This is a genomic window from Neobacillus cucumis (assembly GCF_016908975.1).
GTDB lineage: Bacteria > Bacillota > Bacilli > Bacillales > Cytobacillaceae > Neobacillus > Neobacillus cucumis.
This window is the reverse complement of sequence record NZ_JAFBEX010000016.1, coordinates 1-17,001: the sequence shown is the minus strand read 5'-3', so window position 1 is coordinate 17,001 and position 17,001 is coordinate 1. Positions and strand designations below refer to the sequence as shown.

At 39.1% G+C, this 17,001-nt stretch carries 12 protein-coding genes; 6 read left to right on the top strand and 6 right to left on the bottom strand.

The window, feature by feature from the left end:
• Window positions 1-14 precede the first annotated feature (14 nt).
• The 5 genes from iolB to JOC76_RS19965 all read left to right on the top strand — a co-directional run bounded on the left by iolB (window position 15) and on the right by JOC76_RS19965 (window position 5,997).
• The gene (iolB, locus tag JOC76_RS19985; RefSeq protein WP_205180549.1) at window positions 15-833 is read left to right on the top strand and encodes a 5-deoxy-glucuronate isomerase; all 819 of its coding nucleotides are present in this window, start codon (window positions 15-17) and stop codon (window positions 831-833) included.
• Window positions 834-850: 17 nt separating this feature from the next.
• Window positions 851-1,849, top strand: a complete 999-nt coding sequence (gene iolC, locus JOC76_RS19980) for a 5-dehydro-2-deoxygluconokinase (protein ID WP_205180548.1) — start codon at window positions 851-853, stop codon at window positions 1,847-1,849.
• A gap of 14 nt (window positions 1,850-1,863) precedes the next feature.
• Window positions 1,864-3,774, top strand: a complete 1,911-nt coding sequence (gene iolD, locus JOC76_RS19975; RefSeq protein ID WP_205180547.1) for a 3D-(3,5/4)-trihydroxycyclohexane-1,2-dione acylhydrolase (decyclizing) — start codon at window positions 1,864-1,866, stop codon at window positions 3,772-3,774.
• Between the two features lie 80 nt (window positions 3,775-3,854).
• Complete coding sequence (gene fba, locus JOC76_RS19970) at window positions 3,855-4,727, top strand: class II fructose-1,6-bisphosphate aldolase (protein ID WP_275591382.1); 873 nt, start codon at window positions 3,855-3,857, stop codon at window positions 4,725-4,727.
• A 58-nt stretch (window positions 4,728-4,785) separates the two neighbouring features.
• Entirely contained in the window at window positions 4,786-5,997 is a 1,212-nt protein-coding gene (locus JOC76_RS19965; protein WP_205180546.1) for an MFS transporter, read from the top strand.
• A 179-nt stretch (window positions 5,998-6,176) separates the two neighbouring features.
• Here JOC76_RS19965 and JOC76_RS19960 read toward each other — a convergent pair whose 3' ends face one another.
• The 6 genes from JOC76_RS19960 to hutH all read right to left on the bottom strand — a co-directional run bounded on the left by JOC76_RS19960 (window position 6,177) and on the right by hutH (window position 14,777).
• Window positions 6,177-7,256 (bottom strand): Ger(x)C family spore germination protein, encoded by a 1,080-nt coding sequence (locus tag JOC76_RS19960; RefSeq protein WP_205180545.1) that lies wholly within the window; start codon window positions 7,254-7,256, stop codon window positions 6,177-6,179.
• The gene (locus JOC76_RS19955; protein ID WP_205180625.1) at window positions 7,253-8,338 is read right to left on the bottom strand and encodes a GerAB/ArcD/ProY family transporter; all 1,086 of its coding nucleotides are present in this window, start codon (window positions 8,336-8,338) and stop codon (window positions 7,253-7,255) included. The genes JOC76_RS19960 and JOC76_RS19955 overlap by 4 nt, the downstream gene beginning before the upstream one ends.
• Before the next feature lie 23 nt (window positions 8,339-8,361).
• Window positions 8,362-9,849, bottom strand: a complete 1,488-nt coding sequence (locus tag JOC76_RS19950; protein WP_205180544.1) for a spore germination protein — start codon at window positions 9,847-9,849, stop codon at window positions 8,362-8,364.
• Between the two features lie 359 nt (window positions 9,850-10,208).
• Window positions 10,209-11,435: a Glu/Leu/Phe/Val family dehydrogenase gene (locus JOC76_RS19945; RefSeq protein WP_372441984.1), complete on the bottom strand. Its 1,227-nt coding sequence runs from the start codon at window positions 11,433-11,435 to the stop codon at window positions 10,209-10,211.
• Between the two features lie 136 nt (window positions 11,436-11,571).
• A complete protein-coding gene (locus JOC76_RS19940) occupies window positions 11,572-13,056 on the bottom strand; it encodes an amino acid permease (RefSeq protein ID WP_205180543.1) in 1,485 nt (494 codons plus the stop codon).
• Between the two features lie 203 nt (window positions 13,057-13,259).
• Window positions 13,260-14,777 carry a histidine ammonia-lyase gene (gene hutH / locus JOC76_RS19935; RefSeq protein WP_205180542.1) on the bottom strand — a complete coding sequence of 506 codons (1,518 nt, stop codon included), beginning with the start codon at window positions 14,775-14,777 and terminating at the stop codon, window positions 13,260-13,262.
• Between the two features lie 346 nt (window positions 14,778-15,123).
• Here hutH and JOC76_RS19930 point away from each other — a divergent pair, with 346 nt between their 5' ends.
• Window positions 15,124-16,644 carry a helix-turn-helix domain-containing protein gene (locus JOC76_RS19930; RefSeq protein WP_205180541.1) on the top strand — a complete coding sequence of 507 codons (1,521 nt, stop codon included), beginning with the start codon at window positions 15,124-15,126 and terminating at the stop codon, window positions 16,642-16,644.
• Window positions 16,645-17,001 lie beyond the last annotated feature (357 nt).

The window sequence follows — 17,001 nt, the reverse complement described above, 5'->3', positions numbered from 1 at the left end:
GGAGAGGATTACAAATGAGTAAATTGCTCCGGAAACCTAATGCAGTTGAAACGGCACCAGGAGTCACCATCGTTCAAGACGTAACCAGTCAAAATTCACCGTTAGAATATGTTGGATTTAAAATCGTTGATTTAGCACCGGGTGCCAAATATACAGAAGACCTTGGCAAAGTAGAATGCTGTATTGTGGCCTTGACAGGAAAAATAAATGTTTCGGATCGTGAAGAGGTTTTTGAAAATATTGGCACAAGGGAGAGCGTTTTCGAAAAGAAACCAACCGACAGTGTTTATGTTTCAAATGACCGTACTTTTGAGGTAGAAGGTGTTACACAAGCGCGAGTGGCTCTTTGCTATTCTCCATCTAACAAACAACTGCCTACAAAATTAATAAAGGCAGACGAGAATGGAATTGAAAATAGAGGAAAATACAGCAATAAGCGTTTAGTCCATAATATCCTTCCCGATTCCAATCCATCTGCTAATAGTTTACTAGTTGTAGAAGTATTCACCGAAAGTGGGAACTGGTCAAGCTATCCGCCGCATAAGCATGATCAGGATAATTTGCCAGAGGAATCATTCTTAGAAGAAAGCTATTACCATGAAATGAACCCGCAACAAGGATTTGTTTTCCAACGTGTTTATACAGATGACCGTTCACTAGATGAAACCATGGCAGTTGAGCACGGTGATGTTGTATTAGTACCTGCTGGCTACCATCCAGTCGGTGTACCTGATGGTTATGAGTCCTATTATTTAAATGTAATGGCAGGGCCAACACGTATCTGGAAGTTCTACAACGAACCAGCCCATGAATGGATTCTAAACCGTAAATAAAAGGAGAGGTTATGAGCATGAAACTTCAATTTAGTTCTGATAGAGAGTTTGATTTGATTGCCATTGGTCGCGCTTGCATGGATTTAAACGCAGTGGAATACAATCGTCCAATGGAAGAAACAATGACATTTAAAAAATATGTAGGCGGTTCACCGGCCAATATCGCTATTGGTTCATCGAAGCTTGGTTTAAAAGCTGGCTTTATTGGAAAACTTGCCAATGATCAGCATGGACGGTTTATTGAGCAATACATGAGCGGTGTGGGTGTTGATACATCCAACATGGTGGTGGATCAAGATGGTCATAAGACAGGTTTAGCCTTTACAGAGATTAAAAGTCCGGAAGAATGCAGCATTCTTATGTACCGTGATGAAGTAGCGGATCTGTATTTACAGCCATCAGAAGTAGATGAGAATTATATTAAAAGAGCAAAAGTTCTGCTTGTTTCCGGAACCGCTCTAGCAAAAAGCCCTTCACGTGAAGCGATTTTAAAAGCGATTCAACTAGCAAAGAAAAATGATGTAAAAGTAGTATTCGAATTAGACTATCGCGGCTATACTTGGACATCTCTTGAAGAAACATCTGTTTATTATACATTAGTAGCACAGCAGGCAGATGTTGTCGTTGGTACACGTGATGAATTTGATGTCATGGAAAATGTAACTGAAGGCAGCAACGCAGAAACCATTGAACAATTGTTTAAGCATACTCCAGAATTAGTCGTGATTAAGCATGGGGTAGAAGGATCCTATGCCTATACAAAGTCAGGAGAAACGTTCAGAGGCCACGCTTACTTAACAAAAGTACTAAAAACGTTTGGTGCTGGAGACTCTTACGCTTCTGCCTTCTTATATGCATTAATTTCAGGCAAAGATATTGAAACGGCTCTAAAATTTGGCAGTGCATCTGCAGCCATTGTTGTAAGTAAACACAGTTCTTCAGAAGCGATGCCAACAGTGGCAGAAATTGAACAATTGATTGAAGAAAGATCGGAAAAAGCAGAACAATTAAGCTAGAGGTGAAAATAGCCATGGGAAAAATTAGATTAACAACGGCACAGGCTTTAGTCAAATTTTTAAATCAGCAATATATCCATGTGGATGGCCAGGAATTTCCTTTTGTGGAAGGGGTCTTCGCTATATTTGGACATGGAAATGTACTCGGAATTGGCCAGGCGCTGGAACAAGACCCGGGACATCTGAAGATTGTTCAAGGAAAAAATGAACAAGGAATGGCTCTTGCCGCAATGGCTTACGGTAAACAAATGCTTCGCCAAAAAATTTATGCCGTAACTACCTCTGTTGGACCAGGTTCAGCGAACTTGGTAACGGCTGCTGCAACCGCTCTTGCCAACAATATTCCAATGTTATTAATACCGGGAGATACGTTCGCTACCCGTCAGCCTGACCCAGTGCTGCAGCAAGTGGAACAGGAATATAGCGCGGCTGTTACAACGAATGATGCCTTAAAGCCGGTTTCAAGATACTGGGATCGAGTGACCCGCCCGGAACAACTAATGTCAAGTTTGCTTCGTGCTTTTGAAGTAATGACAGATCCAGGAAAAGCTGGCCCCGCAACAATTTGTATCTCACAGGATGTTGAAGGGGAAGCGTACGATTATGATGAGAAATTCTTTGAAAGGCGCGTCCATTATGTAGATCGCAAAGCACCGGTTGAACGTGAACTATATGGAGCTGCAGAATTGATCAAAGCGAGTAAAAAGCCAGTTATCTTAGTGGGTGGAGGGGCAAAGTATTCACAGGCTCGTGATATTTTAGTTGCTCTATCCAAAAAGCATAATATTCCATTAGTAGAAACACAAGCTGGTAAAGCCACTGTTGAGTCTGATTTTGAAAATAATTTAGGCGGTATGGGGATTACAGGGACATTGGCAGCCAATAAAGCAGCACGCCAAGCTGATTTAATCATTGGTATCGGTACACGGTACACCGATTTTGCCACTTCGTCGAAAACGGCTTTTAACTTTGAAACAACTAAGTTCTTAAACATCAATGTCAGCCGTCTGCAAGCCTATAAATTGGATGCCTTCCAAGTGGTAGCAGATGCCAAAACCACATTGGAACAATTGGCACCATTGTTAGAGGGATATGAAAGTGAATTTGGCACGATTATTGCTGAATTGAAGGAAGAATGGACCGCCGAGCGTAATCGCTTGAGCCAAGTAGTATTCAACCGTGAAAATTTCCAACCGGAAGTGAAAAATAACTTTACCCAAGAAGTTCTGAATGAGTATGCTGATGCACTTAACACGGAGCTAGCACAGACTACAGCATTATTAGCCGTTAATGAAACAGTTGCACCAGATAGTATCATTATTACTTCAGCAGGATCCCTGCCAGGCGATGTACAACGGATCTGGAATCCAACTGTAACCAATACGTATAATGTTGAGTACGGCTATTCCTGCATGGGCTATGAAGTATCAGGTGCACTAGGAGCGAAATTGGCAGCCCCTAATCAAGAAGTATATTCACTTGTGGGCGATGGCAGCTTCTTGTTGATGCACTCTGAATTTATTACCGCTATCCAATACAATCAAAAGGTTAATATCGTCCTATTCGATAACTCAGGATGGGGCTGTATTAACAATTTACAAATGGAAAATGGCAGCGATAGTTTCAATACAGAATTCAGAACCCATGACAATAAAATCTTAACTATCGATTATGCAAAAGTGGCAGAAGGCTACGGTGCAAAGACGTACCGCGTTAATACAGTTGAGCAGCTGAAAGAAGCTCTAGAAGATGCCAAACAGCAAGATGTATCTACACTTATTGATATTAAGGTTCTTCCAAAAACCATGACTGACGGCTATGAAAGCTGGTGGAATGTTGGGATTGCGGAAGTATCCCATAAAGAAAGCATTCAAAAGGCGTTTGATGCAAGAAAACAAAAATTAGAAACGGCAAAACAATACTAAGAAACTTTTTGGGTTGGATCAAATTCACTTGAATTTGATCTGCCTTCATTCGTTTGAAAATTCAGACAAGAGGGGTGGGGATGGAAATGATCGCAACAACAAGATTAGTTCCGATGAAAGAAATGCTAGAAAAAGCGAAAAAAGAAAAGTATGCGGTGGGGCAATTTAATATCAACAGCTTTCAATGGGCAGAAGCGATGTTAGAAGCGGCTGAAGAGGAGCGTTCTCCTATCATCGTAGCCTCATCCGATCGACTAGTAGATTATTTAGGCGGATTTAAGACAATCGCTACGATGATCAATAGAATTGTAGAGGAAAAGAAGATTACGGTACCGGTTGCCCTTCATCTTGACCACGGAATGAGTGTGGAAAGATGTAAAGAAGCCATTGATGCTGGATATACTTCTGTAATGATTGACGGTTCGCACTATTCCATTGAAGAAAACATTGCCATGACAAAGCAAGTGACCGACTATGCCCGACTTCATGGTGTGACAGTCGAAGCTGAGGTTGGAACTGTGGGTGGTAATGAGGATGGTATGATTGGCGGCATTAATTACGCGGATCCACAGGAATGTTTACGGCTTGTCCAAGAAACAAACATTGATGCTCTTGCAGCGGCGCTTGGCTCCGTACATGGTCCATACCAAGGAGAGCCTAAATTAGGGTTTGCTGAAATGAAGAAAATTTCCGAATTAACCAACGTACCGCTTGTATTACATGGCGGTTCAGGCATCCCATTACACCAAATCCATCAAGCCATTGAATTGGGTCATGCCAAAATCAATGTGAATACAGAATGCTTGCAGGCATGGGCGAAAGCCGTCCGCGATGTACTCGAGAACGATAAAGAAGTGTATGATGCTCGGACCATTCTTACACCAGGTAAGGAAGCTGTGAAAGAAACAGTCAAAGCAAAGATAAGAGAATTCAAATCAAGCCATAAAGCATAAATTCAACCGGGCGATTTTAGCCCGGTTTTTTCTTAAATATTTTTAAAATGGAAGTGATATGTTGAGTACAAATAGAAACAAATATCTCTTTATTGTTGTCTCCTTTCTCTTGTGGTTTCCGCAATTTCTCTATGTTCCTATTTTTTCACCTTATATGAAATCATTAGATGGAAAGTATACCTTTATTGGGATTGTTTTGAGCAGCTACGGGATTATGCAGCTGTTATGCAGACTTCCAATTGGGATCTTTTCTGATGTGAAAAAAGTGAGGAAACCCTTTATCATTTTTGGCATGTTGATCAGCATGTTAAGTTGTAGCATTTTTTTACTAACAGATAGTTTAGGTTGGATTCTCGCAGCCCGCGCACTTGCCGGAATTGCAGCGTCTACGTGGGTCGTTTTTACAGTCTTGTATCCAAGTTATTTTGCCAATCATGAAGTACATCGTGCCATGGGAAGCATTTCTTTTATTGTTGTTCTTGCTCAGTTTTTAGGGATGAGTTTCAGTGGTTACATCGTAAGTGAATGGGGCTGGAAAGCTCCTTTTTGGATAGCCGTTTGTTTCAGTAGCATCGGTGTGATTCTATCTCTATTTATTTTTGAGTCAAAAGAGGGAATAGAGAGAGAACCGCTAAAGGTGAAGGAATTAGCGGCTGTTATCAAAGAACCATCCTTGTTAAAGGTAGCCCTCTTATCGATTTTGGCACATAGTATTATTTTTTCAACGATGTTTGGTTTTACATCTAACTATGCCCTACATATTGGCTTTACAGAAAGTGCGCTCACTTTCATCGTGTTTGCGTTTATGATCCCTCATGCCATTGCGACGCCTTTTATGGGGAGAGTATTGGTTCCGCTAATGGGAAAATGGAATGCCCTAAAAACGGCCTTCTTCTTTGCCTCCGTTTTTACGTTGCTGATTCCGTTCGTTCACAGTAAAGGGTTATTTCTGGCCATTCAGATTTTTTGCGGATTTTCACTGGGCTTAATTTTCCCGTTGCTGTTAGGATTGGCCATTGAAAAAATCGCACCCGACAAAAGAGCGACGGCGATGGGGGCCTATCAGGCGATTTATGCGATTGGCATCTTTGCAGGGCCATTTTTTGCAGGGATCTTTAATTCACTTATGGGAATTAAAGCAGGATTTTATTTTGTGGGGATACTGGGACTTGTGGCGACAATGCTTATTTTTTTATGGAGCAAAGTGGATGCAGAATCTTCAGCCATAAAAGTGGATCAGTTTAGAAGAAAAAGCAATACAGGTGTTTAGTGACTTTTAGACAAATAGATAAGCACTGAATCATAAAATCCTCGGATAAAATGTGAAAATATGATTCACATTTTATCCGAGATCCAATTTCATGCCCCTGAAAAAATTTGATAAATTTATTTTTCTTTTTGCTGATATAGAGTGGATACATACACCAATCAAGATTTTATTGGTGTATATTACTCCCCATCTGATACACCCTTCTCAGATATTACCATATGTACTTTTATATTGACCTTTACAGTTGGATATTGTTTTAACCACTTTTGATCATTAAAGTTTCTAGTCCGACTTCTTACTTCATCTCCTAAGCCAATTGGATCAATTTTCAACTTTTGAAACGATCGAATCAATGTTGTGGCTTGTCTTTCTAATTGTTCATTCATTTGATTTTCTATTTTGGTTATTTCTTCTTGATTTAATTTTCTCCCTTTGAATTCAATGATCGTTCCTATTCCATTAAGAAATATATCGATGTTAGGCCTTTCTTTTATGTTTTGAATATTGTATTTGTGTTTTATATTAATGCTCTGAATGATAGCATTCTCACGATTGTTAATCCTTACCTTATAAGTACCTAAAGTAATATTCTCAATAAGGGCTTTAAAAACAAAAAGTTTATTTTGCCCAAGAGTTCCAACATACCGGTCACCCTTAAATAATGCGATTCCCTTTACTATCACATCATCCCCCTTTTTTTGAATTAATGGTAAAAACGGATCATTGATCTTAGAAAAATAGGCGGATAAAAAATAATGAAGATTAGTTTTCGGTATTACTCCGGAATCAATATTTTGTTCGATAAGCTCAGATAAAAATAACCCATTATCTCCTTCACCATATTGTTTCCTCAAAAGCGTTTTTGCTTGTCCATCTACTACAGTTAAATATAATTTTTCACTAATCTTCGGGTCTCGGTGAAAGGTATCAATCAGACTACCAATTCCTCGTCTGGCCAGTTTTTTACTATAAACAGCGACTGCTAATTTGCCATTTCCTACTTGCTGGAATGATTTTCTTTGGAGCCTGCCTAACGTCTCTTTACTTAATTCACCTTCTACAGTTAATGCTTTATTCTCTATGCTTTTATCCGGCTTGTAGACGGGTAGAACAGTCGTTGTTTGGATTGTATTTTTATCTATGTAGTCATATCCTACTATGTTAGGCATTTCAATATCATCCACAATCTGTTTCGGCTGCCGGCCATATAAGAACATAACAACTATGATAAGAATGAATGCCACTATTTTGATCTTCATGCTCTCTCCCTAACTTTATACCGGATATGATAAACAACAAAAAGGAAAGGGATATATATATATATAGTATTAATAATGTAAGATGTGACATTATTAACGGTTTGCAAACTTTCACTATCTTTCAAGAGGGAACAGCCAATCAAACAAACCAGTAGAAAAATCACGACTGCCTTCCGTTGCTTTACCTTAAACAATTGCTTTACAATCCGACTTGTCACCCATGCATCCAAGCAAATAATTGGCAGAACGATAATTGACCATGAAATGATTCCGATAAATTCAAATCGTTCTACAAATGGAAATTCGATGATTTTCCACAAGGTTAATGTAGGCCAAGTCGTTTTTAACAAATGTTCCTGTTTAAAATAAACAAGGGTCACTAACAGGATAAACAGATAAATAACCGAAGAAAACAGATTGCCATAATGAGCCCACTTTTGGGACGTTTCAGGCTTTTGAATAAAGGGATAATACAAAAATAACTGTGTAAACCCCAAAAATTGGAACCCCATATCAATTACAGAATGACCCAAATTCTTCATTGAAGTATCCCAAACGGGCAATAAATTTCGAAAGTTAGAAAATTCAAGCGGTACTAAAAAAGTGAGAAGTACATAAAGGGGGAGGACAACCCCCACAAAACAAATTCCAGTAACAGTGCGAAATCCATTTGATACGATATAGTACGCACTAAGTAAAAAGACAAAAGCAAAAGTCCATGTTTTCATTAATGGAAACATCCATACTTGAATAATTTCGATATACGAACGAAGAACGAATATACATTCTAAAACATAAAAACCAATAAAAAAAATACTTAGAAGCCCGCCTACCCATTTTCCAAAGGTATATTGGTGGATTTGAATAAGGTCACCCTTTGCCTTATCTAAAATCTTATATACCATCCAAATTAAAATATGAACAATTGTACCAGTTATAATTACTGCCATCCACGCATCGTGCCCGGATAATTTAGCAAGACTTCGCTGAAAACTTAAAGCACCAACAACAAACTGCGTTTTATGTATGAGGAAAAAAACTAGGAAAGGTGGAATACGAAATTGGTCTTTAATGGGCGGCATATTTTCCAAATTATATCATCCTCTCATTCATCCATGTCCTTCTTTTCGTTAGCTTCTCTCCCATTAAAACGGTGTACGTCTTCCGCCTTCAGGAAAAAAGGTCTTTTAGATTGCCATGAAAGAGGTAGGCGAACGAAGGCATCTTTAAGATCATTAATCCGTGGAGGATAAATCGGTTCTAAGTATGGCCTTCCTAAAGATGTTAACCGTAACAGATGGCCGATTAAAAAAATAGAGGCCATTGCAATTCCTAACAGTCCCCACAGTTCCGCAAAGAAAAGAAAAGGAAAACGAATTAAGCGAATCGCATTGCCCATTCGGTAAACGGGCGTTGTAAACGAAGCTAGGGCGGCAAGAGCGACCAGAATGAGCAGTACATTACTTGTTAAGCCAGCTTCAACCGCTGCTGTCCCTATGACGATACCACCTACGATACCGATCGTCTGTCCAACTTTTGTCGGTAACCTTGCCCCCGCTTCCCGAAGCAATTCAATTGTTAATTCTAATATAAGTGCTTCAAGAAACGGTGGCAGGGGAATAACTCTTCTTGAAGAAACTAATGTAACCATTAAATCTTTTGGTATTAATTCATAATGATAGGATAAGACCGCGACATAAATAGGAGTAACCAATATGGAAAAACTGACAGACAGTAAACGAAGAATTCTAATAGCAGAAGCCAATTGCCAATTAACAAAGTAATCATCAAACGCACTGAAAAAGGATATTAACGTAGTCGGTCCAATAAGAGAATGAGGAGAGCCATCTACTAGGATAACGACACTTCCTTCAGCAAGTGCAGCTGATGCACGGTCTGGGCGCTCTGTATCTATTAACTGAGGAAAAACAGAATTAGCGTTATCCGCGATTATCTGTGCAATATACGAACTATCTAGAATTTGATAATATTGCACATTACGAAGACGTTGCATAACCGTATTAATGTTTTCTTCATTTGCAATCCCCTCGATATATAAAACAGATACTTTCGTTTTTGAAAGAGTCCCTATGATCATTTCTTTGACTTGTAGTTCTGAAACAGGTAGTCGCTTTCGAATTAAATTTATATTCGTTGATAAGGATTCCACAAATGATTCTTTTGGCCCTACAACACTATATTCCTCTTCGGGCATCGTGACCGCACGCGCCTTCTTCATTTCGGCGGGAACAAGTGCCCCTGCAGGGTCCTTTTCATCAAACTGAATTAATACGGATCCTTTTAATAACTCATTTTGAACTTTTTCTAAAGCATTTGTAATGACAATATTTTCAAAAGGCAGGCCGGCTTGTAATTCTTCCAATGAGGCAGGGGCTGTTTTATTTAAATATGGAAGTAAATCCCGGTGTAAAATCTCCAAATCGATTAACGAGCTAAAATAAGAAATCCAATAGGGTTGAGGAGACTGTGAGTTATAAAAATGAACAAAATCATCTGAATGTTTGTTTTGATTAATTAATGTAAAAAGTGATTGTTCTTCATAAACATACTTTTTACGAACCCACTTTTTCATAGGTTAGCTCCTTTCCCTTAGTAGTACTATTTCTTACAAAGTTTTAAATGTAAACATACTCTACATATAAAGATTTCCAATTTACCGTTTCTTTATGAAATCCTTGGAAAATAAACTTTTAAACGGTTTACTAGTGCTGTGAGGTTTTATTTTGTGAATTGATGTGTTAGATATAGTTGTGAAACGCTTCACTTAAAATCCCTCAGTTTTATACGATTTTCTAGCACCTAGAAAAAAGAGCCAATTTATAAAAAAAATCGACAGGTAGAACCCTGTCGATTTCATTAGTGTATGGGAGCACTCATCATTAGTCCTCTTCCAAAAAGATTGAACGGTATTAGCCCCTTTGAATATAGGAGCTAAATCCAGCCTCTAAAGGCTGAAGCATCTGCTAATTTTTTTATTCCTACCATATAAGCAGCCAACCGCATATCTACTTTATGTGTTTCTGATACGCTATAAATGTTATCAAAAGCATCAACCATGATTTTTTTAAGTTTTTGATCCACTTCTTCTTCTGTCCAATAATAGCCTTGATTATTTTGTACCCACTCAAAATAGGAAACAGTGACGCCTCCGGCATTTGAGAGAATGTCTGGAACAAGGAAAACACCACGATCCGTTAAAAGTTTAGTTGCTTCAAAAGTTGTTGGTCCATTCGCTGCTTCCACCACGATCGATGCCTTAATGTCGGGAGCATTTTGGACCGTAATTTGGTTGGCGATCGCTGCAGGAACAAGAATATCACAATCAAGTTCAAGTAGTTCTTTGTTGGAGATTGTATTCGTAAATAGTTTAGAGAAGGTTCCAAAGCTGTCTCTTTTTTCAAGTAAATAGTCAATATCCAATCCATTTGGATCCGCAATTGCACCGTATACATCGGAAACACCAATCACCTTTGCTCCGGCATCGTGCATGAATTTTGCCAAGTAGCTGCCGGCATTGCCAAAGCCCTGAATCACTACGCGAGCACCCTGTAGATCAATCCCTTTTTTCTTAGCGGCCTCCTCAATAATAATGGCTACACCGCGAGCCGTTGCGGTTTCACGGCCTTGCGATCCTCCTAATACAATGGGCTTTCCTGTAATAAAAGCGGGAGAGTCAAATTCGCGCAGACGGCTGTACTCATCCATCATCCATGCCATAATTTGCGAGTTCGTATAAACATCAGGTGCAGGGATATCTTTACTTGGTCCAACTATTTGACTGATTGCCCTCACATAGCCCCGGCTTAATCTTTCTAGCTCTCTTAGTGACATGTTGCGCGGGTCACAATTGATACCACCTTTACCGCCGCCAAATGGAAGGTTGGTAATTCCGCACTTTAAGCTCATCCAAATGGACAATGCGTTTACCTCATGTTCATCTACTTCAGGATGGAAACGAACTCCGCCCTTTGTAGGACCAACTGAATCATTATGCTGGGAACGATAGCCTGTGAAAATTTTAACCGAACCATCGTCCATTCTGACTGGAAAACGAACCTTTAATAAGCGTAAGGGTTCTTTTAATAATTCAAACATCTCATCTTGAAAACCTAACTTATGTAATGCTTCATGAATAACGGTTTGCGTTGATTGGAGCATATTTAAGGACTCTTGTTCCACTTGTTGTTGTTTAGTTAGCTCTTTTATAATGGATTTCATTGCCATAAGTACACCTCATAAAATGTTTTTTAGTTTTTAGTAATCCTTGTAACTATACGCAGCGGTAAAAGCAAACTTATTCACGGCTGAAATCAGCCTCTTGTAATGGAACCATTTTTGATTTTTTAACCATTTTATAGCCAACATATCCAAGTAAAAATAAAGGCAGTCCAATATAAGAAACGAGAATTCCATACCAATCAATTTTTCCACCGGTAAATGCCTCATAATTTGTTCCCAACATGGCTATAAAACATAATATGCCCGCTAGAATTGGTCCTATCGGAAACCATTTCGCAATATATGGAAGTGCATGAATGTCTCTGCCTTGAGCAATATAGGCTTTTCGGAATCGTAAGTGTGCAACAGAAATACTTAACCAAGAGAGATAGCCTGATAAACCAGCAGCATTTAATAGCCATGAATAAACGGTACCATCCCCAAAAAAAGAAGTGAGGAAACAAAGCATTCCTACAAAAGTAGTAACGACTAAAGCGCTTACAGGAACACCTCCATTATTTACCCTTTTCAAGAATGAAGGTGCTTTACCTTCTGTTCCTAGAACCCATAGGACTCGTGAACCAACATATAAAGCTGAGTTTCCTGCTGACAGAACGGAGGTAAGAATGACAGCATTCATAGCAGATGCGGCAAATGCCAGCCCGGCATGTTTAAAAACAAGTGTAAAGGGGCTTACGGCAATGTTTGCAAGATCAGAACTTAATAAATTTGGATCTTTATAGCTAATTAAGCATCCAATGATGAATATAGCTAAAACATAGAATAAAAGAATTCGCCAGAAAATTTGCTTAATCGCTTTGGGGATATTTTTTTCAGGGTTTTCACTTTCGCCCGCGGCTACCCCAACATATTCCGTTCCTTGAAAGGCAAATCCGACTACCATAAATACACTAAAAATGGATAAAATCCCACCCTTAAATGGTGCTTCGCCTAATTTTAAATTTCCAAATCCACCAGTATGCCCATTCATAATTTCAAAAATCATCACTAATCCTACAACAATAAAAATGATGATGGTTGCAACCTTGATAATGGAAAACCAAAATTCAGATTCACCATAGCCTTTTACAGATAAAACATTTAGTCCAAATATAATCACTAAAAAAGTTGCACTCCACACGATACTAGGAATATTAGGCAGCCAATATTTCATAATCAGGGAAGCAGACGATAATTCAAGAGCCAAAATAACGGCATTGTTATACCAATAATTCCAGCCGACAGCGAACCCTAAGGCGGGATCAACAAATCTTGATGTATACGTACTGAAAGAACCCGAAATGGGGATAAATGCAGCCATTTCCGCGAGGCTGGTCATGATAAAGTAAACCATGATTCCTGCAATAAGATAGGAGGCAATCGCCCCCCCGGGACCGGCATCATGAATGGTAGTACCGCTTGCTAAAAAAAGACCCGTTCCAATCGTTCCCCCGATGGCGATCATCGAAAGATGTCTTGTCTTTAATTTCCGTTCTAAGTGTTCATGTTTTTCCCCAGGGGGTATCTTCTGATTTTTTTGTCTTAGTGCCGTATTTTGCATAAAACACCTCTTTCTTAGTCATTTATTTGCTCCATCATTCTGTTTACAACAATCTTCAAAAATACAAATTGACGCAGGTGAGAGTGCTTTCATAGACGTGTTTACTAAATACTTGAAAGCCCGGGTATAGTTCAGAGCTATTCCCGGGGCTGGCTTATGGTGACCGTTGGGAATGTATTCAATCATTCAGAGATTTGTAAGTATTATTTATTTATAAAATCCAATTGCTGAAGGAATTTCAGATCCATTGTTTTTAGGCCTTCAGCCGCTTTTTCAATATCTTTTGAGAATATACGGTCTTTTTTAATAGAAGGAACCATTTCTCTTCCTTTGTCATAAAGCACCTTTGTCTGATTCGCCATTCTTTCAACCCCTCGGTATTCAACTGCTTGCATCGCACAAATCATCTCAATAGCCAGGACTCTTCTAGTATTCTGAATAATTTGATGTGCGTGCCTTGAAGCGATTGTTCCCATACTTACATGATCTTCTTGATTGGCGGAAGACGGAATTGAATCAACACTTGCAGGATGCGCCAGCGTTTTGTTTTCTGATACTAGAGAGGCGGCAACATATTGCATAATCATAGCACCTGATTGCAGGCCTGGCTCTGGGCTTAAAAATGGTGGTAAATCATTTAATTGTGGATTGACCAACCGTTCAATCCGTCTTTCAGAAATATTGGCCATTTCTGCAACGGCAATTTTCATAAAATCCATCGCAAAAGCAATTGGCTGGCCATGGAAGTTACCGCCAGATATGACCTTTTCACCGTCATCAAAAATTAATGGATTATCTGTTGCCGCGTTCATTTCAATTTCCAGTTTTTCTTTCACATAATCAAGTGCTTGCCATGTAGCACCATGAACTTGCGGGATGCAGCGGAGAGAATAAGGATCCTGGACGCGCAATTCCCCTTGCTGCGTTGTCAATGAACTATCGCTTAAGTACCCGCGGATACGTGCGGCTGTATCAATTTGCTGTTGATAGCCCCTTGCGATATGAACCTCTTCAGCAAAGGCATCAATAATCCCATTTAATCCTTCAATCGTCATGGAGGAAATTAATTCGCTTTGGAATGCAAGTTGTTCCGCCTCAAGATAGCCGACAACTCCCATAGCTGTCATGGCCTGGGTTCCATTAATCAGAGCGAGGCCTTCTTTTGCTTCAAGTATAACAGGGAAAATTCCTTCTTGCTGAAAAGCTTCAAGTGAAGGTACTCGATTACCCTTGTAGAATACTTCGCCTTCGCCGATTAGCACTAATGCTAAATGTGAAAGCGGTGCCAAATCTCCGCTTGCTCCAAGAGAACCTTGCTGTGGAATGACAGGGATAATATCTTTGTTTACCAAATCTATTAATCTTTCGATAACAAGCGGTCTAATTCCGGAATAGCCTTTTAAAAGGGCATTAGCACGGAGTAGAACCATTGCTTTTGCGACAACTTCGGGAAACGGATCACCTACTCCACATGCGTGCGAGCGAATTAGATTCAGCTGAAGATCCTGAACATATTCTTTATCAATCAGAACATCACTAAATTTACCAAACCCTGTGGTAATCCCATAGACGACTCTGGATTCTGAAACGATTTTTTCTACTGCTTCCCGGCTTTTTGCGGCAGCTTTCATACTCTTTTCTGAAGCGCTAATCTTTTGCTTTCCGTATAGAACTTCCTTCATTTGATCAAGTGTTAAACTTTGTCCTGTTAATGTAATCATTTTTTTCTCTCCTCTATCACTTTAGTAGAATAAAGAAAGAGGCTGGATTCCGATTTTTTTAGAATGGGAGTCCAGCCTCTTTCATATCATTGCCTATCGTTTGATGTGTTTTTTTACGTAATCTCCGCTTCATCGGTTTTCCACCCCTTCCTAGTGTTAATCCTATTGCTATGAAAACAATTCTATTTTGCAGCATCTATATTTGTCAATATATTTTTCTGAATTTTAGTACAATATCACTTTAGCACAATAATAAATGAAAGGCGTAAAATCTGCCAATCTAAATAATACTGATTTAGACAATCCATATTTTGTTGTATACTCGATGGAAGAGGGGGGACGAAATGTGGAAGGAAAATGGCTGATTGCTGACCGAGATTTAAACGAACGAGAAGGATTAAAATGGTTGTTAAAAACATCGTCCATTCCTGTTGCTAACATATTTTTAGCCTCTGATTTTCAGGAGTTTATCCTGTTGTTTGAACAAAAAAACCCTGATATTGTTGTAATGGAACTCGATATGATTGCAAAAGAGGAATGGTCAACTTTCCGTGAATTGATTCAGATTTATGGCCCTATATTGCTGCTGACCAGTGCTGAAGCAACATTTGAAAAAGCCAGGTCAGCTATTGACCTGCAGGCATTGGATTTAATGATTAAGCCCTTTTCAACAACCAAGATTAAAACTGCTTTTCAGGCGGCAGCTAGGCAATTTAGCAAAAATAAACATGAACATGGAAATTTACACACAAATTCCAATAAAGACATAACATATGAATCTTTATTTATCTCAACTCATTCAACTAATAACGAGAATTTTAAACTAGCTGCATTTCAATCCGAAAATAAAGATAAGGTTGGAACACTCTATTCCTTTTTAGCTGAATACCCATTTAAAGACTTACACGGCGTTTTCGCTTTAAGTGATCTGGTCATCCTTTTGTTCAAGGAAAAATGCTTTGACTTAAAAGAACAATGCCAAAAAGCAATTAGAAAGTGGGAAGAGGAATTTTCTGAATCACTGGCAATTGTGATCGATACAGGAAAATCCTTAGGTCTGACCCTCCATGAGAAGTATCTCCAAACTAGGAAAATGTTAGAATTCACCTACTATAAGGGGTACCGGCAGGTCTTTGAGTTTGACTACTCTTCAGATTGGGCGCATATTGATCCATTTTTAACACCACCGGAACAAAGGGATTGGATTGACATGCTTTCAAACCTGCAGTTAGATAAAATTAAAAAATGGCTTTATGATGAATTTTTACAGCTTAAAGATCCGTTCCCCGATCCGGGATTAGTTAGGATCCGGCTTACAAGTATCCTTGCTCAAATAAGAAGATTTATGAAAACGAACAATTTGATTGCGGACGAAATTTACGAATGGGAATATCGGTATATTTTCAATTCGATTTTGTATGATGCGGTTCTTTACCGCACAGTCCAAAATCTGATTCTATTTATTCAAAAGATCGTTTCCGGGGCAGAGGCAAATTCCAGAAATAATAAACAGGATCCGATTGAGCGCGGCATATCGTTTATGGAAACAAATTTTGCTCAAGTTGATTTGAAGCTTGATGATGTTGCAAAATATGTGGATAGAAATCCGTCCTATTTCAGTCATATGCTGATTTCAAAAACGGGCAAAGGGTTTACTGAGATCCTATCGGGGATGAGGATGAAAGAAGCGAAACGGTTATTAACCGAAACAAGCAAGCCTATTAAAGAAATTTCGCTGCTCGTTGGCTACCATAATGCCAACTATTTTAGCAGGAGCTTTAAAGAAATGAACGGGATGACTCCAAAAGAATTCAGATTAACAAACGCACAGCAAATAAAAGGAGAAATGGCTCAGTCACAGGACTGAGTCATTTTTTTGATAAGGCTCTGTTAAAGAGCAGTGTTGGTTTTTATACTCCTGTTGATTGGAGCGGAAGGCACTCGACTCCTCGAAAATGCTATCGCATTTTCTTCGTGCGTGGGCGGACTCGAGGAAGAATTTCAATGTCCTGCGGGAGTACGGGGCAGGGGAGACCCCACTCATCTCTAAGCGAGGGCACTGAAAAACTTACGTTTTTTTAACTTTTCATTTTGAGCTAATAAAAAAAGGTGACATTCCGTCTTAAATTTGTCACCTTTTTCTTTGTCTTCTTTTACACTTTTTCATTTAGGAGCTTTAGAATCCGCTTAATATTCACTGCGAATATCGCTGTTGCCCCTTGAA